This is a genomic window from Streptococcus tangpeifui, assembly GCF_011038795.1.
Classification (GTDB): Bacteria; Bacillota; Bacilli; order Lactobacillales; family Streptococcaceae; genus Streptococcus; species Streptococcus tangpeifui.
Genome location: NZ_JAAKDU010000004.1, coordinates 77,333 through 97,354, shown reverse-complemented (window position 1 = coordinate 97,354; position 20,022 = coordinate 77,333). Strand labels below are relative to the sequence as shown.

18 protein-coding genes and 2 pseudogenes are annotated in these 20,022 nt (G+C 40.6%); 15 read left to right on the top strand and 5 right to left on the bottom strand.

Annotated features, from left to right (window positions below; genetic code table 11):
- Positions 1 to 76: 76 nt before the first annotated feature.
- Positions 77 to 937: a glycoside hydrolase family 25 protein gene (locus G7Y32_RS05105; protein WP_165211560.1), complete on the bottom strand. Its 861-nt coding sequence runs from the start codon at positions 935 to 937 to the stop codon at positions 77 to 79.
- Positions 938 to 1,410: 473 nt separating this feature from the next.
- Between G7Y32_RS05105 and G7Y32_RS05100 the strand changes: the two genes are divergently transcribed.
- Positions 1,411 to 2,523, top strand: coding sequence for a vitamin B12 independent methionine synthase (locus G7Y32_RS05100; RefSeq protein WP_165211557.1), 1,113 nt, complete (start codon positions 1,411 to 1,413; stop codon positions 2,521 to 2,523).
- A gap of 478 nt (positions 2,524 to 3,001) precedes the next feature.
- On the opposite strand, the gene G7Y32_RS05095 is transcribed toward G7Y32_RS05100, so the two are convergent.
- Entirely contained in the window at positions 3,002 to 3,865 is an 864-nt protein-coding gene (locus tag G7Y32_RS05095) for an alpha/beta hydrolase (RefSeq protein ID WP_165211554.1), read from the bottom strand.
- A gap of 135 nt (positions 3,866 to 4,000) precedes the next feature.
- Entirely contained in the window at positions 4,001 to 4,858 is an 858-nt protein-coding gene (locus G7Y32_RS05090; protein ID WP_165211551.1) for an alpha/beta hydrolase, read from the bottom strand.
- A 157-nt stretch (positions 4,859 to 5,015) separates the two neighbouring features.
- Here G7Y32_RS05090 and G7Y32_RS05085 point away from each other — a divergent pair, with 157 nt between their 5' ends.
- Both G7Y32_RS05085 and G7Y32_RS05080 read left to right on the top strand, forming a co-directional pair.
- Entirely contained in the window at positions 5,016 to 5,528 is a 513-nt protein-coding gene (locus tag G7Y32_RS05085; protein ID WP_165211548.1) for an ECF transporter S component, read from the top strand.
- A complete protein-coding gene (locus G7Y32_RS05080; RefSeq protein WP_165211545.1) occupies positions 5,509 to 5,895 on the top strand; it encodes a DUF4430 domain-containing protein in 387 nt (128 codons plus the stop codon). Before G7Y32_RS05085 ends, G7Y32_RS05080 begins: the two co-directional genes overlap by 20 nt.
- A gap of 224 nt (positions 5,896 to 6,119) precedes the next feature.
- Here the strand turns inward: G7Y32_RS05080 and G7Y32_RS05075 are convergent, their stop codons facing one another.
- Complete coding sequence (locus G7Y32_RS05075; RefSeq protein WP_165211542.1) at positions 6,120 to 7,088, bottom strand: aldo/keto reductase; 969 nt, start codon at positions 7,086 to 7,088, stop codon at positions 6,120 to 6,122.
- A gap of 157 nt (positions 7,089 to 7,245) precedes the next feature.
- On the opposite strand from G7Y32_RS05075, the gene G7Y32_RS05070 reads away from it, so the two are divergent.
- The 5 genes and pseudogenes from G7Y32_RS05070 to G7Y32_RS05050 all read left to right on the top strand — a co-directional run bounded on the left by G7Y32_RS05070 (position 7,246) and on the right by G7Y32_RS05050 (position 12,420).
- Positions 7,246 to 7,704: a MarR family winged helix-turn-helix transcriptional regulator gene (locus G7Y32_RS05070; RefSeq protein WP_165211539.1), complete on the top strand. Its 459-nt coding sequence runs from the start codon at positions 7,246 to 7,248 to the stop codon at positions 7,702 to 7,704.
- A gap of 188 nt (positions 7,705 to 7,892) precedes the next feature.
- Positions 7,893 to 8,213, top strand: a pseudogene (locus G7Y32_RS10550) (transposase); the annotation flags it as partial.
- A 391-nt stretch (positions 8,214 to 8,604) separates the two neighbouring features.
- On the top strand, positions 8,605 to 10,488 hold the full coding sequence (locus G7Y32_RS05060; RefSeq protein ID WP_165211536.1) for a BglG family transcription antiterminator: 1,884 nt from the start codon (positions 8,605 to 8,607) through the stop codon (positions 10,486 to 10,488).
- A gap of 88 nt (positions 10,489 to 10,576) precedes the next feature.
- Positions 10,577 to 11,023: a PTS sugar transporter subunit IIA gene (locus tag G7Y32_RS05055; protein ID WP_165211533.1), complete on the top strand. Its 447-nt coding sequence runs from the start codon at positions 10,577 to 10,579 to the stop codon at positions 11,021 to 11,023.
- Positions 11,023 to 12,420 (top strand): fructose-specific PTS transporter subunit EIIC, encoded by a 1,398-nt coding sequence (locus G7Y32_RS05050; protein ID WP_165211530.1) that lies wholly within the window; start codon positions 11,023 to 11,025, stop codon positions 12,418 to 12,420. The genes G7Y32_RS05055 and G7Y32_RS05050 overlap by 1 nt, the downstream gene beginning before the upstream one ends.
- A gap of 111 nt (positions 12,421 to 12,531) precedes the next feature.
- On the opposite strand, the pseudogene G7Y32_RS10370 reads toward G7Y32_RS05050, so the two are convergent.
- Positions 12,532 to 12,747: pseudogene (locus G7Y32_RS10370) on the bottom strand (IS3 family transposase); the annotation flags it as partial.
- Between the two features lie 388 nt (positions 12,748 to 13,135).
- Between G7Y32_RS10370 and ulaA the strand changes: the two are divergent.
- The 7 genes from ulaA (at position 13,136) to G7Y32_RS05015 (ending at position 19,959) form a co-directional block, all read left to right on the top strand.
- Positions 13,136 to 14,596 carry a PTS ascorbate transporter subunit IIC gene (gene ulaA, locus G7Y32_RS05045; RefSeq protein ID WP_165211527.1) on the top strand — a complete coding sequence of 487 codons (1,461 nt, stop codon included), beginning with the start codon at positions 13,136 to 13,138 and terminating at the stop codon, positions 14,594 to 14,596.
- A 51-nt stretch (positions 14,597 to 14,647) separates the two neighbouring features.
- A complete protein-coding gene (locus tag G7Y32_RS05040) occupies positions 14,648 to 14,926 on the top strand; it encodes a PTS sugar transporter subunit IIB (RefSeq protein WP_004230108.1) in 279 nt (92 codons plus the stop codon).
- Between the two features lie 64 nt (positions 14,927 to 14,990).
- Complete coding sequence (locus G7Y32_RS05035) at positions 14,991 to 15,476, top strand: PTS sugar transporter subunit IIA (protein ID WP_165211524.1); 486 nt, start codon at positions 14,991 to 14,993, stop codon at positions 15,474 to 15,476.
- A 413-nt stretch (positions 15,477 to 15,889) separates the two neighbouring features.
- On the top strand, positions 15,890 to 16,555 hold the full coding sequence (locus G7Y32_RS05030; RefSeq protein WP_165211521.1) for a 3-keto-L-gulonate-6-phosphate decarboxylase UlaD: 666 nt from the start codon (positions 15,890 to 15,892) through the stop codon (positions 16,553 to 16,555).
- Between the two features lie 3 nt (positions 16,556 to 16,558).
- Positions 16,559 to 17,422: an L-ribulose-5-phosphate 3-epimerase gene (locus G7Y32_RS05025; protein WP_165211518.1), complete on the top strand. Its 864-nt coding sequence runs from the start codon at positions 16,559 to 16,561 to the stop codon at positions 17,420 to 17,422.
- On the top strand, positions 17,423 to 18,133 hold the full coding sequence (locus G7Y32_RS05020; RefSeq protein WP_165211515.1) for an L-ribulose-5-phosphate 4-epimerase: 711 nt from the start codon (positions 17,423 to 17,425) through the stop codon (positions 18,131 to 18,133).
- Between the two features lie 146 nt (positions 18,134 to 18,279).
- Complete coding sequence (locus G7Y32_RS05015) at positions 18,280 to 19,959, top strand: BglG family transcription antiterminator (RefSeq protein ID WP_165211512.1); 1,680 nt, start codon at positions 18,280 to 18,282, stop codon at positions 19,957 to 19,959.
- The last annotated feature ends 63 nt before the right edge of the window (positions 19,960 to 20,022 follow it).

The window sequence follows — 20,022 nt, the reverse complement described above, 5'->3', positions numbered from 1 at the left end:
AATAACTAAGTAGGAACAGACGTTCAAATAAAAAAGCTTGGGACTCTCTTGAGTCGCCAAACTTTAGTGGCTATTCTTATTTTTGTTTAGGCTCTTGTCCAAAAAGCTTTTTAAAGACTTGAACGGAATCCTTGTTAGGATTAATCTGATTAAGATCTAAAATATCATCAAAACCAGGCAGGGAACCGCGGGAAGTATATTGGTGAAGATCATAATCAACGTCTGTCTGAGGCTGAGCCTCATAATAACCTGAGTCAGAGCCATAGGTTGGCAACCAGACAGCATCAAACTTCTTAACAGAGATTTCCTGCTCGGTCATGAAGTAGGTACCGATATAGATTCCGACATGCTCAGCTCCTAAGCGTTTTAACTCAGCCCGAAAGGCTTCAACACCTTTACTCATGTTTTTCATAGTATCTTCTTCTACATCAATCCAATAGTAAGTTGGTTTGTAGGGAGCTGCATGTTTGTAGAAAGTTCTGGCTTCTTCACGCATCTCTTTTTCAGAAGAGCCGAGTGCATAACTGTAAACAGCGACAGGAATGTCTCGCTTTTGAAATTCTTTGATATGGGTTTTAAAAGATTTATCAATACCAGAGGAATGAGCAGCATTACTATCCTTAGAAATTTTTGATCCTCCGTAGACACGGACGATAGCTCCAGAAATATTTTTGGATAAGGTATCATAATCAATCTGCTTAGGCAGTTGCCAACCTGAGATATCGACAATTGGATTTAATTTTAAATCTTCTTGTGTCGAAGATGACGTAGATGTCTTGGAGCTGCTAGAATAAGCAGTAGTCTGTGGGATATTTTTTTTAGCCAGCTGCAAACTGCTGCTGCGAGCATTGGAAACAACTACAGCAGCAAGGCTTAACAGCAGTCCAATCAACCCCAAAAAGACATAAACGACCATCGGTTTTATTCTTTTTCTCATTATGCTTTATTTTAACGTAAATATCTAAAAAAATCAAAGTGAACAGCCTAAACTAAGGCATTCTCCGAGAGGAAAAAAGGAAAATTTAACCTAAAATTTTGTCCTATTTGCCTTCCCTTTTTAAGTCTGCTTAGCGATGAGGTTTCCCTTTTTAAATACGCAAAGCCTTAGTAGTTTTTGTAAAGGATAAGCCATCGCAATCTCTTTCTTTTTCACGCCACTGCTTTTAAGTATAACAGATCTTTAACCTTCAAACGATAGTCTCTGAAAATTATCACTAAATTGTAATAATTAGTGATAATAGTATTCACGATAGTGTTAAGAGTTTCTCTAATTAATGGATAAAGCAAAATAGGAATATTATTCATATAGTTATCAATTATAGTTAAGCATAGAAAATATATATTTTACAGCTATAAGGACTGGTGCTAGAATAGAGGCATATTGAGAAAAGAACTTCGGAGGATAAGCTTATGACTAAGATTCAATATCATTTTGACCATGTCGGGTCTTATTTGCGACCAGCTGAACTAAAGGTAGCGCGTGAGCAGTATGCAGCTGGAAACATTAATCGAGAGGCCTTATTAGAAACTCAGGATAAACTCGTCGCAGATTTGGTCAGACACCAAGTAGAGAGCGGTCTCAAGGTCGTTTCTGATGGTGAATTTGGTCGCTCTTGGTGGCACTTGGATTTCCTCTGGAACCTAACCGGCTTTGAGTCTTACCAGCAGGAAGATTCTTATAAATTCCACGGGGCAAAGACTCGGACCACCAATGTCCGCATCGTCGGAAAAATCGCTGAGAACAAGGCCCATCCTTTCTACCGTGATTTCAGCTACCTCAGTTCTATTACTCCTGAAGGTGTCATCCCTAAGATTACTATTCCTAGTCCTTCTTTGGTTATCAATCGGGACCATCGGTCAGACTTGGCTTTAGAGTATTATGACTCTTGGAAGGACTTTTTGGATGATCTGGCTCAAGCTTACCATGACACTATTCAGCACTTCTATGATTTGGGGGCTCGTTACGTTCAATTGGATGATACAACTTGGGGCTATCTGATTCAACAGTTCGAGGACAATAAAGATAATCCAGAAGAAACTGCCCGATTACAAGCCATTGCTCAAGATGATGTCTACACGATTAATAAAGCCTTAGCCGACTTGCCGAATGATTTGACTCTGGCAACTCATATCTGCCGAGGGAATTTTAAATCGACCTATCTCTTTGAGGGTGGCTATGACTCCGTAGCCAGCTATCTGGGTCAGCTCAATTACGATATTTTTTTCCTAGAATATGATGATGCCAGAAGTGGCAGCTTTGCTCCCCTTACTGATATTTGGAATAATCGCAAAGGCGTTGAAATTGTACTTGGATTGATAACGTCTAAAGATCCTGCTTTAGAAGACGTAGGCCAAGTCACTAATCGCATCAAAGAAGCTGCCCAACTGGTGCCGCTGGAAAATCTGGGACTTTCAACTCAATGTGGCTTTGCCTCAACAGAAGAAGGCAATAAGCTGACAGAGGCTGACCAATGGAAGAAACTCCAATTGATTGCAAGTATTACTGAGAAGATCTGGGGTTAATGGCTTATACTTAAATAAAATCAAGCTAGAGCCACAGAATGTTTGAGAGTAAGACAGACAGCCATGATGGCTTTGCTCTCACTCTCCCATTTTAAGGCGGTAAGCTTTGAGCAGTCTATTCCAAAAGCTGCCAAACTCCACTGGAGCATTTCATCCACCTTCGCACCGTTTAGCCGAATTTGAGTATGTATCGCAGAAGTACCGCAGGGTGTGGTCAATGATGTCCCATTTTGTATGGTTGCATAAAAGAAAAGGCTGGGTGAAAATGATATACTCCCTTATGGTGGACAGTGAAAAAACAAAATTCACTAGAAACGATAAGGGGAGTTTTCCTATGTTGAAAAGAAGTCGAAAAACAGTGGAAGAGAAACTATAAATTAAGAAGTGGGAACAACCCAAAATTTTTAATTTTTCGGGTTGTTCCCACTCTTCTTTTTCGTAGATTTGACTATTAGCAACCTAACCGGTTTGGTTAGCTTTATGCGCCCCAGAGAAAATCAATTAAGACCTTATCAACTTCTGGGTTGTTGTGGAGTTTAGAATGGCTGGCCTTTGGACCTGTAAAGGTTCTTTCCTCATAAGATTTGGCAAAGGGTGAAACCAGATATCTGAGCGATTGAGTCGCTGCATTTGGGACCCGTCCATCTGAATGATCACCGATATCTCCCATTAAATTAAGGATTTGTACCTGACTCTTGGGATAAGTCTCCCTTAACTTGGTCAATTCGCGATAGCTAGCATTTATTTTATTTGGCTTGCCCTGCGCATCAACCGTTAGCCCTTGGGGAAGCCTGATAGCATCTGGGAGCTGACGATTATCAAAGCTGAGTCCAGCATAATGCCCAGCAATTCCAACATATTTATGGACCCGCGGCAGAGCCTTGTTTTGACCATTTTGCAACATATAGTGGAGAACGGCGATATTCCCAAAAGAATGACCAACCATATTGACTTGCTTAAACTGATAGACCTTTTGCAGTTTTTTAACGACATTAGTCGCATACTGCCCGCGCATTTCAAATACAGTGCTGAAATGTTTTTCAAAGTTGACCATGACAATGGGATTTTTTACATTCTTTTTGAGTCTTCCTTTGAGAGTGACCTTGCCTTTTTTGTCAACAAAAGCAATGGCAACATTATCGGTCACGCCAGCATTCTTGGCGGCATTGACCATGTGTTCCTCGGCATGATAGGAACTAAAGCCCCCGTGAAAAAAGAGGGTTGGAATGGGTTCATGGACTAGCATCTTGCTGGCTTCCTGTCTCTGCCAGATCCGCCAGCCAAAAATCCCCAAACTTATGGCAAGTAGAGCCAAACTGATTACAGTAATTTTTTTCTTCACAAAATTTCTCTCCCTTTTCTAATAAAATTGTAAAGCTTACAAATCTATCTTATCGAAAAGGCTTTCATGAAGCAACTAGCAGACTTGAATTTTTAGAAATTCAAGAACATTTTTAGGTTATAGAGTGGGGGTTTCCTATTTTCCCCAGAGAAATTCTATCAACACTTTATCAACGCGAGGATTAGAGTGAAGTTTGGAGTGGCGAGCCAGCTTACCAGTGAAGGTCTGTTCCTGATAGGATTTGGCAAAAGGTGAGACCAAATACTTGAGCGACAGAGAAGAGACATTTGGCACTGTTCCATCAGTCTGACCACCAATATCGCCGATCAGATTAATAATAGCAGTTTGCCCTTGGGGATAGGTCTCTCTTAACTCGGTCATTTCTTGATAACTGGCATTCATCTTATTAGGCTTGCCGTTTTTATCAAGTTTTAAGCCCTTGGGTTGCCTAATAGCTTCAGGTACCCCTTGGAAATTTAGACCAGCGAAATGGCCGGCTATGGCTACATATTTTTGAACTTGGGGCATGGACTTATCTTGTCCGTTTTGGAGCATATAATAAACGACAGCGATATTGCCAGCAGAGTGACCAACCATGTTGACTTTTTTGAAGGTATAAACCTTTTGTAAAGCCTTGACAACATTGCTAGCATAACGCCCTCGCTCATTAAAGTTAGCATTGGTACTGTCGTCAAAGTTAACCATGATCAGCGGATTTTTATCGGATTTCTTGAGTTTTCCCTGTAGACGTACCTTCCCTTTCTTATCAACAAAGGCAATGATAGCTTTTTTGGAAGCACCAGCTCTCTTAACAGCTCTGACCATGTGTTTCTCAGCATGATAAGAAGAGCCGCCTCCGTGGAAAAAGAGTGTCGGAACAGCTTCTTGAACAAATTTTTTATCAGCTTCTTGTCTGTGCCAAGCCTGCCAGCCCCAAAAACTTAGAATCAAAATACCCAGAAGCAGCAGGACTAAAGTCATTTTTTTCTTCATATATGCGTATGTGCTCTCCTTTTAAATGATCGTTCAGGTTTTTATCTTAGCCCAAAGTTACTTAAGAAGCAAAAAAAGTGTTCTGCTGGTTTCTCTTTAATGTTTCCTTAGTTTGACTGGCTTGACAGTCTTGCCTTTCTAGCATAGACTTATAAGCATGGAAATAAGTCTGAAACGTTTGACAAGGCTGGCTTTGTTGACGGCCCTCTGTATTGTTTTAAGGGAAGCATTTTCAGGGCTCCCTAATGTTCAGCCCATCACGGCGATTTTTCTCGTTGTAACGATGAAGTACGGCATGGTGGATGGCCTAATCCTTTCGAGTTTAACCATGCTTCTGACAGGCTTTCTGTTGGGCTTCGGAGAAATAGTCTTTCGCCAAGTACTTGCCTTTGCCCTGATTTGCCTGCTTTGGTTCTGGCTTGGGAAGCTTTTTAAAAGGCTTACTCCTAACCTTTCTTTAACCATGCAGATTGCTACAGCAGCAGGTCTTTCCATTCTTTACGGGGTTCTTTTAGATGCCAGTTCTGCTATTATGTTTAAAACACCAGCCTTGGCTTATATTTTAGCTGGTCTATCTTTTGATCTAGTTCACGCAGCTTCTACGGCTCTCTTTTATCCCTTAATTTTATCTATCTTTAGGAGATTTTCCCATGAAAAAATTATTGACTAGTCTCGCTTTAGTCCTATCTTTGCTTCTGTTGGTTGCCTGTGGCCATAGCCAAGCTTCAAAAACGGCTGACAAAAAAGCAGATACTGAAAAGCAAACCGTTACTTTAGTGATCAAAACTGACAATAAAACAACCAAGGAAACGGTCAGTTTTAAAAAGGGGGCTACGGTTGCAGATGTTTTAAAAAGCAAGGCTAAAATTGAAGAGAAAGCTGGCCTGATTACCAGCATAAACGGTGTTAAACAAGACGAATCGGCTAAAAAGTACTGGTTCTTCAAGGTTAATGGCGACTTGTCCAAAACAGGAGCTGATCAAACCAAAGTTAAAAATGGTGACAAAATTGAATTCTACATGGATGTCTATCAGTAAAAAATGTCATGGGAGTATTCTAATCTTCCAACCAACTTGATGATTGGAAGATAGACTAGTTACCTTTGAACGAAATTAATATGAAAATCCTCTACTCTACAATAGTTACCTTTTCCCAACAAAAATACCAGCTAAATTGAGGCTCAGTCATCTAGCTGGTATTTTTTAGTCTAATGTAATTCAACGGTTGAGCAGCAGGACAGCACAGGCTGAGTTTGATAACTTTATAACTCTTGCCAGTGACTTAACTGGTCAAGATCTTCTTGGCTAAGTTGAAAATGTTGAGCTTCCAGATTACTTCTAGCTTGAAAACGACTGCTGGCTCCAGGGATGGCAAAAACAGTATCGCCGTGTGCCATAATCAGCCAGTTAAGCGCAATTTGAGCGGGAGACTTGCCATATTTTAGCCCCAGTCGCTTGAGAAGATCAATCAAAGGCTGTGTTCTAACGAGATTTTTCTGATTCAGTCCAGAATTTACCCGCCGAACTTTTGATAGGGTCTGAATACTGTCAGGATTATCGTGAAAACGCCCTGTCAAGACACCCTGTTGAAGGGGGGAGTAGGCAATGAGAGAGATTCCCCGTTCTTTGGCCAACTCAAGCACGCCATTTTTTTCAGGTTTGCGGTGTAAAAGATTGAATTTAACCTGATTGGAAGATAGACGCAGGTCAAATTTTTTTAAAATATCATCGGCTTTTTCCATCTGACGGGCGGTAAAGTTGCTGACTCCGATGGCTTTGATGAGGCCCTGATGATGAAGTTTAGCCAATTCTTTCAGCTGGCGGTAGAGGCTGGATAGGGAGGTTGGCTGATGAATTTGATAAAGATCAATAGCATCCCTTTGCAAATAATCCAGTCGAGTTGCAATAGTCTCAGAAATAGTTTTGGCTGAGCGCAAGAGCGGGAACCACTTATCAGCAATATAGACTGTTTCTGATAAAGCCCCCTCAGACTTTAAGCGTTGTAAATTTCGGCCAATAAATTTTTCAGAATTCCCTCTTCCGTAAGCTTCCGCTGTATCTAACCAGTTGATGCCTCCTTCAAGGCTCACTTTAATGATATCGTAGACGGCTTGATCATCTATTTTATGCCACCAGGTTCTATCTTTATCCTTATTACTAAACTGCCAGGTTCCTAAACCCAGAGGGGATAAATAAAGATTTGAGTGGCCGAGAAGTCGTAATTCTTGCATAATAGGCAACCTTTCTGGATAATAGTAGCTATGAGATTTAGAACAGAAATATTTAATGATATATCATCTAGTTATGATTAGTTTAACTGTTCAAAATTTAATTGTCAACCAGAAAAAGGCTATCTGATGATAGTAATCTTGTCGAGGAGTTTTTGAGATGACTGTAAATGGTGAAACAATTCGTTCCTTATTTAGAAGTGCTGAAAATTTAGCTAGTCGCAGAATGACCCATTTGTTAGCTCCCTTGGGGATCACCCTCAATCAGAGCGAAGTTCTGCTAGTTTTGGACAAGCATGCTCCCTTATCCTTAAAGGATTTAGGTGATTTACTAATTTGTGAAGAGAAGAGTCCCAGTCGCTTGGTTCAGTCTCTAATTAAAAAGGATCTAGTGGTTGCACAAGCCAATCAGGCCGATAAACGAAGCCGCCTTCTCTCTTTAACTGATAAGGGTAAGGCGTTGATTGAACCAATCAAACAGAAAAAAGCTCAGTTTGATACTGAGTTATTGGCAAAAGATTATGATTTGGAAACCTTGCTGGTGACCTTACAGAATTTTGTTGAGGGTAGTTTTTATGAAAAAAAACTCAAGAAGCGCTCCCTTTGGCAGGAAAAATAAAAAGCCACCGTACAGAAGTGCACTGCCCCTCAAAAGTTAGACCAGCCTTTCTTCTATTTTATAGGATAAGAATAGCAATGATGGGACTGGGCAAAACTCTTGGATCAGTGCTTGGGAGCAAGAGGATGAGACAGTTCATTAGGTGTTTTAGCCCCAATGCCCCATTGCTGGCTGGCTTTCCAACCCGCAAAACAGCGACAGGTTTTGAGCAGGAAATCAAGGTTTATCAAGCAGAACAACCTGATTTAGATCCACAAAAGGGCCTTTATATCAATGAGTGGTATCAAACCTTAAAGCAAAAAGAAAGTCAAGTGTTTTTTTCTAAAGAAGGCCTACGCATCTTTTCCAAACGCAAGGTTGATGTGGAACCTGTCTTTGGTCAGATCAAGGCTTGTTTGGGATACAAGAGATGTAACCTGAGAGGTAAAAGACTGGTGGCGATTGATATAGGATTGGTCCTTATGGCCAACAACCTCCGAAAATACCTCACAAGAAGAACTCAGAAGTAAAAAGCAGAGCACCTCATCAAAAGGAACTCTGCTTTTTTGATGGTCTGAGCACTTTTGTCCAATGTCATTCAGTTAAGTCTCTGTTGCGAGTAAAGGTCTTTTCAGGATAAGAGACAAATTGATGGCGTTGATCACTAATGGTTTGAATACTGTCCGACAGGCTGTTTTTGATTGTAGTTAACATTATAACCATCCCCTTTGACCTCAGTTTAGCACAGAAAAAAGGATTCTATTCTTAAAACGAAATAGAGTCTCTTAACTGAAATGACATTGAAACTCTATCCACCTGCTTTTTATGAGAAATGAACAACCTTTTAACAGATTATTGTGGAAGAAATTTGACTGTTAAGAACGCCACTTTTCTTTTAAAATAAAGACAGAGGTGGTCTGTATGAAACGATGGCAAACTATTTTACAATTATTATCCCAAGATGAGTTTACGACAGCAGAAAGTTTAGCTGCCAAGTTAGGAGTCAGCAGTAGAACTGTTCGAAACGACATCGCCTGGCTGAATAAGGATTTAAAAAAATATGGAGCAGTCATTCTTGCTAAGTCAAGAAAGGGATTTATTCTGCAAATTATGGATGAAGAAGCCTATTCTTATTTCCTTAATAGGTTAAAAAATCAAGATTTAGTCAGTGAAGATAACCGAGTACAGCAGCTGTTGGAATATTTGTTAATGGCAGCAGATGCGGTAAAAATAGAAGATTTGTGTGATATTTTTTTCGTCAGCCGCTCCACTGTTAAAAATGACTTAAAAAAAGTCAGAAAAAGATTGCAGAATTATGGTATTTACCTTGACTATCGTGCCAATCAAGGATTGAAAGTCATCGGCAATGAGCAACAGCTGCGCCTTTGTTTGGCACGTTCAAAAATGGAGGATTCTGTTCAATTTGGCAAACAAAATGATAGTTTAGAAATAATTAAAAGAATTATTCAAAGACAGGCCGATAAATATAGATTTGGGATTTCTGATTTTTCGATTAATAATTTAGCCATCCATATTTATATTGCTCTTAAGAGACTTCAGTCTGGAAGAGTGATAGAACTGATAGACAGTGCCAAAAAAGAAGTTGCACAAAGTGCAGATCTTGACATGGCCTTAGCCATTGTTGATGATTTGGAGACTGTATATAATGTCCAGTTTCCACAGAGTGAGATCTACTATCTGCTTTTACATCTGTCCAGTAAAAAAATTATTAGCCTTGACTCGCTGACCGCTAATACTGTCGTTAGTGATGATATTTATAAAATGGTATTAACAATGCTTGAGCAGGTTAATCTTGTCTTTAAAATTGATTTTAGATATGATTTAGAATTAATTACTTTGCTGTCACTTCACCTAGTTTCTTTTCAAGTCAGGATACTTCATGATTTATCGTCATATAATCCTATGATGGATGAGATCAGGCATCACTATACTTTGGCTTATAACATGGCAACAATCGCCTGTGAAAAGCTGGAAGAGAAGTACCATAAAAAAATAACATTAGATGAAATTGCCTATATTGCTCTGCACTTTAATGTCGCTCTGGAGAAAAAACGAACTAAGAAAAAGGAGAAGGTTCTAATTGTTTGCGGAGAAGGCCGGGCTAATTCGGAATTACTAGTCTATCAGGTTCAAAAACATTTTGGAAATCAGTTGACTATTGTCGGCACCATCAATTTGTTTCAGCTGGATAAGGTCAGTTTTAAACAGATTGATTATGTTTTAAGTACCGAGGTGATCACACAAAAAATTCCGATTCCTATTATTGAGATTAACAGTTTATTGGCAGAAGAAGAAGTTGAACAAGTTAGTCAAAAGTTAAAAAATGTTCATGGACATCAGTTTATTCATTATTTTAAACCAAATTTATTTTTTAAAATTTCAGCATGTCAGCAAAAAACAACTGTTTTAAGCCGTTTATGCGAGACTATAGATCGGCAAATTTCCCTGCCGGATGGTTTTTATCAGTCAGTATTAGATAGAGAAAACATTGGACATACTGCCTTTGGCAACGGCGTGGCTATACCGCACCCTATAAACCCTATAGGTCAGCAAAGTTTTATTGCCGTTGGCATTTTAGATAAAAAAATCCTTTGGGACGAAGAAGATGTTCAGCTCATATTTTTATTGTCTATGAAGGAAAATGGTGATGAAAATATGCAGGATCTATATAAGATTCTCAGCAGAATTATTAGCAGCAAAGCTTATGTCAATCAAATTATTAAGGCTGGGACGTTTACGGATTTTAAAGAACTTATTATCAAAATTGTAGAAAGCATGAGTTAGTATTTTCCGCTTTTTTCTTGAAAAAGACTGTCTTTTCATTTTTTCTTTAGCGTGTTTTAATGGATTTGCTAGTAAGGAGGCAGATATTATGTTTGAAAGGCATTTAGTAAATTTTTCTCAAGAAACTTATCAAAATAAGTATCAGGTAATTGAGTCAACAGGGTATCTTCCTAATAAACATATTGATAATGCAGATATCTATATTCAGGATGTCAAGGAAAGAGAAGATGCTGTACCTACTTATATTGGTTTTGGTATTGCTATTCCTCATGCCGTATCAGAAGGTGTCAAGGAACCTTTTGTTATTTACCGCAAATTAAAGGAGCCCTTGATTTGGAGTGAGGATAGTGAAGAGGTTTCTCATATCTTCATGATTGGTGTTCCAAAAGATAAGGGTTCCAAGCAGCATTTGAAAATCATTTCAGAACTAAGTAAGAGCTTGATGAGAGAGGATTATCGCAATCAGCTTCTTCATGCAGAAAATGAAGATAGCGTCTACCGCCTATTACAGCAAATAGAAGAGAGGTTGTCCTGATGAAATTAGTAGCAGTATGTGCCTGTACAGCAGGTATTGCCCATACCTATATGGCTCAAGAAGCTATTGAGCAAGAATGCCGCAAACGAGGCATTGACTGTAAAGTTGAAACGCAAGGAGGAATGGGCATTGATAATGAATTAACTGAAAAAGAGATTAATGAAGCAGATGCAGTTGTTTTAGCTATCGCTATTGGTATTAAAGGAGAAGAGCGTTTTGATAAGCAAAAAGCTGCGGGGAAATGTATTGAGGTTGATCCTTCAAAAGCCATTAAAAATATTACGGGTGTTATTGATGACGCAGAAAAACTGACGACCAGCAAACAAAGTAAAGGGCTGAAAGATCTAGGAAATACCTTGTTTAAAGCGTTTAATACTGGGATTTCTTATTTTCTACCGGTTATCATAGTTGGCGGTATGCTTTTCTCTTTTACCTTGATGACCGGAAAAATTGAACACGGGCAAATTACACCGTCCAATCAGTTTTTTAAAACACTCTATGATATGGGGCAAGCAGGCTTTGCTATGATGGTTCCAGTCTTATGCGCCTATATTGCCTATGCTATTGCTGGAAAACCGGCTTTGGCACCAGGTTTTATTCTAGGATATGTGGCTAATAATCCCATAGGAGCTGATAAATTATCAACCGGATTTTTGGGAGCTATGCTGCTTGGGGTAGTGATTGGCTATCTTGTTAAATGGATTAAGACTTGGAAGGTACCTCAAGTGATTCAAGCTGTTATGCCAACGATGATTGTACCGTTGATAGCAACCTTGATTGTCGGAATAGGATATGTTTATATCTTGATTTATCCACTAGATGCTTTTGTCAAGCTTATGGTTAGTGTACTTAGTAGTTTAAATGGCTTTGGTGCAGCAGCTCTTGGAATCGGTATCGGTGTTTTAGCTGCTTTGGATATGGGCGGTCCCTGCAGTAAAGCAGCTACAGCCTTTACGTTGGCTCTAATGGCAGAAGGAATCAACGGGCCTAATGGAGCGTTTAGGCTATGCTGTGCTGTTCCGCCATTAGGCTTGGCTCTCTCGTCTTTGGTTATTTCAAGACAAAAGTACACAGAAGCTGAAAAGCAATTCGGCATTTCTGCCCTGTTTCTCTCAAGTGCGGGTATTACAGAAGGCGCCATTCCTTTTGCTGCCAAAGATTTCAAACGTGTTATCGTCTCCATTGTTATTGGTACAGCTGTAGCAGGGGTGCTTGGTATGCTGCATGGTGTTGAATCTATCGTTGCTTTCGGTGGTATTGTTGCCATTGGCGGTGTAACAAAAGGTGCTCTTTGGTATGTTGTAGATATGCTGATTGGAGCTTTGGTTATTGCAGGTATTTTGCATGTTTGGAAACCGAATTTAGATGCTGAGGGAAATCCAATTATCAAAACCTAATTTTGAAGTATAAAAAGTACAGGGCGAGCGGTACTGACTCCCAATGATGGGACGGTAGAAAAACACTTTTTAGGCGACCAGTTTTCTGTAATCTACAGGAGACTGGTCGTTTCATCTCTGTTGAATTCTGGTTTCATTATAAAATGTGATGTATGTTTTGACAATATCTGTTATACTATCTTTGGTTAAGTTTCTCCAGTTATGGAGATAGAAGGTTTCAGACTTTAGGACGGAATGGAACCATTCAATACAGGCATTATCAGCTGGTGTCCCTTTTCTGGACATGGAGCGGGTAATGCCTTTTTCTGTACAAGTCTGATAATAAGAAACGTTAAACAAAAGAAACTGGTGTGAGAGGAAGCCGATTCAGTGGGTCTTTGGCTCTGGTCGGCAATAGCGACTTATAATCGCAGAACAAGGGAGTGGGAATAGGGACCAAAATTTTCAATTTTTGGATTGCTCCCACTCTCTTTTTTATGCAATACAGCATTTGCTGGACGCAAGGGTTTATTGGAAGGCCACAGCTGACTGTTGGAGATAGTCTTATTTGTAACCTCAAAAAGGGGGACTGACTAGCCAAACTGGCTGTAGCTTAGAAGTATTGGGCACATTTTTGAACACTTAAGTGTGTGAGTCTTGGTCTTTTGTAAAAGCGCTTACATTGTTAGAATGAAGGCATAGGAAAACAAAAATCTTTAAGTAAAGGAGTAGGATTATGGATATACTACTTTATATTCTGAATTGGTTCTCGCAAAATATCTTGCAGAAACCAGCCTTCTTTGTGGGCCTTTTGGTACTGATTGGCTACTGGCTACTCAAAAAGCCTCTGCACGATGTATTTGCAGGTTTCATCAAGGCAACCGTTGGTTACATGATTCTGGACGTTGGTTCTGGTGGTCTGGTTACAACCTTCCGGCCCATTCTGGCAGCCCTCAACTATAAGTTTAAGATTGGTGCCGCTGTCATTGACCCTTATTTCGGCTTAACAGCTGCCAATGAAAAAATTGCCCAAGAATTTCCAAAGTTTATTGGGACGGCAACGACAGCCCTCTTGATTGGTTTCTTCTTCAATATTTTCTTGGTGGCCTTTCGTAAGATTACCAAGATTAGGACCCTCTTTATTACCGGTCACATCATGGTTCAACAGGCAGCAACCGTAACCTTGATGGTTATCCTCTTGATTCCGGCCTTCCGAAATCAAGTTTGGGGAACTGTAGCCGTTGGTCTTATCTGCGGTCTTTATTGGGCGGTCAGTTCAAATATGACGGTTGAGCCGACTCAACGTCTAACTGGTGGCGGTGGCTTTGCTATCGGTCACCAACAACAATTTGCTATCTGGTTTACCGATAAGATTGCACCAAAACTTGGTAAAAAAGAAGATAATTTGGACAATCTCAAATTACCAGCTTTCTTGAATATCTTCCACGATACAGTAGTTGCTTCTGCAACTTTGATGTTAATCTTTTTCGGTGCGATTCTAGCTATTCTTGGTCCAGATATCATGGCTAACAAGGATGTCATTACCACCGGTACGCTTTATGATCCAACCAAGCAATCCTTCTTTATGTATGTGATTCAAACAGCCTTCACCTTCTCAGTTTATCTCTTTGTCTTGATGCAAGGTGTTCGGATGTTCGTTGGTGAATTAACGAATGCCTTCCAAGGTATTTCCAATAAACTCTTGCCTGGTTCCTTCCCTGCGGTTGATGTTGCGGCTTCGTTCGGATTTGGCTCAGCCAGTGCCGTCCTCTTCGGTTTTGCAACAGGTTTGATTGGTCAGTTGATTACGATTGTTCTCTTAATTGTCTTCAAGAATCCTGTCCTTATCATCACTGGTTTCGTTCCAGTATTCTTCGATAATGCGGCCATCGCTGTTTATGCAGATAAACGGGGCGGTTGGAAAGCAGCTGTCATTTTGTCCTTCATCTCTGGTATTTTGCAAGTAGCGGTTGGTGCTTTAGCCGTTGCCCTTCTAGGTCTAGCAAACTTCGGTGGTTACCACGGTAATATTGACTTCGCTATTCCTTGGGTACCCTTTGCTTACCTCTTCAAATACGCTGGAATCATTGGCTATGCTATCGTGGCTATCTTCCTCTTGGCTATCCCGCAAATTCAATTTACCAAAGCTAAAGATAAAGAAGCCTACTATCGCGGTGATGTTTCAGTTGAAGACTAAGCGCAATAATTATGACTTAACCTTTTAGAAATTAGAATAGGAGAAAATATTATGGTAAAAGTACTTACAGCATGCGGAAACGGTATGGGTTCTTCAATGGTCATTAAAATGAAAGTGGAAAATGCTCTGCGCCAACTCGGTGTTACAGATATTGAATCGGCCTCCTGCTCAGTTGGTGAAGCTAAGGGCTTGGCTTCCGGCTATGATATTGTCGTTGCTTCTAACCATCTGATCCATGAATTGGATGGGCGCACTAAGGGACATCTGATTGGTCTTGACAACCTCATGGATGATAACGAAATCAAGACAAAACTAGAAGCTGTTTTGTAGTAGATAAGGGGGAGTGAAATTCAGACGATGCTCACTCCCTTATTTAAAAGAAGGAGATTATTCTATGAATTTAGCACAATCGTTTAAGGAAAATAACTCCATTCGCTTAGGACTGACAGCAGAAACCTGGCAAGAAGCGGTTCATAAGGCTGTAGAGCCTTTGATTGACAGTGGAGCGGTGACAGAAGATTATTACGATGCCATTATTCAATCAACGGAAGAGTACGGCCCCTACTATATCCTAATGCCTGGTATGGCTATGCCTCACGCCCAAGCTGGTGTTGGAGTCAATAAGGATTCATTTTCCTTAATTACATTAACAAAACCAGTGACTTTTTCAGATGGTAAAGAAGTATCTGTTCTTTTGACCTTGGCCGCTAAGTCAGCAGCCATCCATACAACTGTTGCTATCCCCCAAATTATTGCCCTCTTTGAACTGGACAATGCCATTCAGCGGCTTCTTGATTGCCAGTCAGCAGAAGAAGTCTTGGATATGGTTGAAGAATCCAAGAACAGCCCTTACCTAGAAGGAATGGACCTGGATAATTAAATTAGTCCTGTGGACTAATTTAACCCGAGCCAAGAAACCGGAAAGCGAGGCGTCCTGTGGACTAATTTAACCCGCGACACGGCACAAGTAAACGCGATAATCGTTTACTTGTGAAGTTAGTAAGGAAGGTAGGAAGTTCGCCCTAATAGCGACTTCCGTGCCCCTTCGTTAAGCCAAGAGATCGAAAAGCGAGGTGTCCTGTGGACTAATTTAACCCGCGACACTTCACAAGTAAACGCGATAATTGTTTACTTGTGAAGTTAGTAAGAAAGGCAGGAGTAGCTTTAATAGCGGTTCTTCCTTAAGCGTGGAAAGATGGAAAGCAACAAAGAATCCAGACAGAAAATAGGGCCATGGTAATGGCCTAAAAATGAGATTGAGCGATAAAGATTTTTTATGAAAGGAAAATAATTATGACAAAACAACTTCCAAATTTACAAGTAGCCCTTGATCATTCTGATTTACAAGGTGCTATCACAGCCGCTGTCTCAGTTGGCCAAGAAGTCGATGTAATTGAAGCAGGGACGGTTTGTCTTCTCCAAGTCGGTAGCGAATTGGTTGAAGTGCTCCGCAATCTTTTTCCCGATAAAATTATTGTAGCTGATACCAAATGTGCCGATGCTGGCGGCACAGTCGCCAAAAATAACGCTGTTCGTGGTGCTGACTGGATGACCTGTATCTGTTGCGCAACGATTCCAACCATGGAAGCAGCCCGCAAGGCTATCGAAGAAGTCCGCGGAGACCGCGGTGAAATTCAGATCGAACTCTACGGTGACTGGACTTATGAACAAGCACAGCAATGGCTGGATGCCGGTATTTCACAAGCGATTTATCACCAATCACGCGACGCACTTCTTGCCGGTGAAACGTGGGGAGAAAAAGACCTTAATAAGGTGAAAAAATTGATTGATATGGGCTTTCGTGTATCTGTCACCGGCGGTCTCAATGTCGATACCTTAAAACTCTTTGAAGGAGTAGATGTCTTTACTTTTATCGCCGGTCGCGGTATCACCGAAGCAGCAAATCCTGCAGCAGCAGCCCGTGCCTTCAAGGATGAAATTAAGCGAATCTGGGGGTAGGTTATGGCACGTCCAATCGGTATTTATGAAAAAGCAACTCCTAAACAATTCACTTGGTTAGAACGTTTAAACTTTGCCAAGGAATTAGGTTTTGATTTTGTTGAATTATCTATTGATGAATCAGATGAACGTTTAGCGCGTTTAGAATGGTCAAAAGAAGAACGTTTAGACTTAGTGAAAGCCATTTTTGAAACAGGTGTGCGGATTCCTACCATCACCTTCAGTGGTCACCGCCGTTTTCCGATGGGTTCCAATGATCCTGAAAAAGAAGCGCGTGCTATGGACATGATGAAGAAGTGTATCATCTTTGCTCAAGACATCGGCATTCGCAATATTCAGCTGGCAGGTTATGATGTTTATTACGAAGAAAAATCACCTCAAACGCGGGCACGCTTTATAAAAAATTTGCGTCAAGCCTGTACTTGGGCAGAAGAGGCTCAGGTCATCCTTTCCATTGAAATCATGGATGATCCCTTCATCAACTCGATTGAGAAATATTTAGCTGTTGAAAAAGAGATTGATTCTCCTTACCTCTTTGTCTATCCCGATACAGGCAATGTCTCGGCTTGGCATAATGATCTCTGGAGCGAATTTTACAATGGACACCGTTCAATTGCCGCTCTTCACTTGAAGGATACTTATGCGGTGACAGAAAATTCTAAGGGTCAGTTCCGTGACGTGCCATTTGGCCAAGGTTGTGTTGATTGGGAAGCCATGTTTGATGTGCTAAAGAAAACAAATTATAACGGTCCATTTTTGATTGAAATGTGGTCAGAAAACTGTAAGACCGTTGAAGAAACACGAGCAGCTATAAAGGAAGCACAGGATTTCCTTTATCCACTAATAGAGAAAGCGGGGTTACGATAAATGTTAGTACCAGAATTAAGACAACATGTCTATGATGCCAATATGAAGCTACCCGTTCATGGTTTAGTCAAATTTACCTGGGGTAATGTCTCGGCTATTGACCGTGAACAGGGCTATATTGCTATTAAACCATCAGGGGTTGATTATGAGAAACTGTCACCTGAAAACATGGTCGTGACTGACCTTGATGGCAATATTGTTGAAGGGGATCTCAACCCATCATCTGACCTGCCGACCCATGTTGAGCTCTATAAAGCTTGGCCTGAAATCGGAGGTATTGTCCACACACACTCGACCGAAGGGGTAGCTTGGGCTCAGGCTGGCCGTGATATTCCTTGTTACGGAACGACTCATGCTGACACTTTCTACGGACCAATTCCTTGCGCGCGTGCGCTGACTTCAGAAGAAATTAATGGCGAGTATGAAAAGGAAACTGGCAAGGTCATCATTGAAGAGTTTACTAAACGCAATCTCGATCCTATGGCTGTGTCCGGTGTCACTGTCCGCAATCACGGTCCCTTTGCCTGGGGAAAAGATGAAAATGCAGCAGTCTATAATGCGGTCGTATTAGAAGAAGTAGCTCGCATGGCTCGTTATACAGAGGCTGTTGATCCCCAAGTAGAAGAAGTGCCACAGGCCCTCAAAGATAAGCACTATCTCCGCAAACACGGAAAAAATGCCTACTATGGTCAAAAAGGATTGGAACACTGATAGTAAGTGTTTGACCAAAGAATACTGATGGCGTTTTTATAAAGGGGTGAATCTGACAATACGGCGTGATAATGCTTTCAGGTGATTAGCTGCAAATAATAGTAGAATAGTTTACGAACAATTTCTTTTATCAAAGGAGAAAATCTGTGATTATTTTAAATAAAAAGAGCTACGCTCTCCTAGATTATTTGATAAAGCTGAAGGAGCCAGAGACGATTATGGCGATTTCAAAAGCTTTAGGACAATCGCGTCGAAAGATCTACTATCACCTAGATAAGATAAATGAAGCCCTGCCTGACACGGTTGGGAAAATCATTTCCTATCCCCGGATTGGCATCGTTCTGACTGAAGAGCAGAAGAAAGTCTGCCAAGATTTGATGGCAGAGCTGGATGATTATACCTATGTTATGAAGGTTGATGAACGCCTGCAGTTGATGCTGATTTATATTGGTGTAGCTGCAGAAAAAGTTACGCTTGAGAAACTCATGCAGCTGACCGATGTCTCTCGCAACACGGTTTTAAATGATTTGCAGGAAATGCGTCAGCAGTTGAACCGAGGAATCTTTGGCATCACGCTTCAAGTCAATAAAGCAAGGGGCTATTATTTAGACTGCCCAGCCCTTGTAAAAATCCAATTCTTTTATAAACTCCTTCAATCAATCGTTTATGAAGGAAATGAAGGTTTTAATGAGATTGTCCACCTAAAAATTCGGGAGTTCTCACCAGATAATCTCTATTTTTCTGAAAATATGCGCAGCTATTTTACAGAACAAGTCAATCAGCTGACAGACAGATTAGGGAAGAAAATTAACTGCTATGACCGACAGTTTATGGCTAGAGCTCTGCCTTATTTACTGAGCGTCTATCGGAATATGAGCCTGTCTAATGAAGAAAGAGTGACGGTTCACCGAGAATTTAGCATGGCGCGGGAGCGTAAAGAATACCGTCTTGTTCAGGATTTGGCTGATGGGGTTTATCAGACTTATGGTATTCGACTAGATGAACTTGAAAAATCAATCGTTGCTATGCTTATTCTTTCGTTTCGGAAAGACCGAGATGAGCATGTAGAGAGTCATGACTATGATGATATGCGGCAGCAGTTGGATCACTTTTTGAAAAAGTATGAAACGCTTTATCATGGCAGCTTTGTCCATCGCGATTTGCTGCTCAGCCAATTGGTTGCCCACTGTAAATCCATGCTTTATCGGAAAACCTACGGGATTTCATCCATTAATCCTCTGACCAATCAGATTAAGGAGAATTATCAAACCCTTTTTGAACAGACTAAATCGTGTGCTGATATTTTGGAGCGGGCCTGGTTTATTTCTCTGACAGATGATGATATTGCCTATTTAGCGGTTCATCTAGGCGGTGAATTGGAAAAAGAAGAGAAAGACAATAATCATTTCAATCAAGTAGAAGTGACCTTAGTGTGTGATGACGGTGTCGGGGTACAAAAGTTTTTCCTCCAACAGTGTCGGCGAATTTTGCCTAATACACGTATTGAGGCCGTTTTTTCTTCGGAGCAATTTCATAGCATCAGTGATTTACTAACTTCTGATTTTGTCATCACCACCTCGGATCCAGACACTTTGACGAGCTCATTACCTGTTCTTCAGGTTAATGCTGTTTTAACCGATGAGGATATTGTGAGAATGGTGCGTTTTATCAGACGGGAAAGTGCTGACCATCAAGCCTTTGATGAGGAAATCGAGCACTATATCCGCCAGTACGTCAAAAGCGACAAAGAAGCCTATATCTTACTCAAAAAAATCGAGAAGGTTTTCTACCAAGAACTGTTGAAAGATGTCAGTGGTTATTATTAGGAAGTAACGCATACTAGCGTTAACATTGGAAAAAGACAGTGTGGCAGGGAGAACACTTCCTGT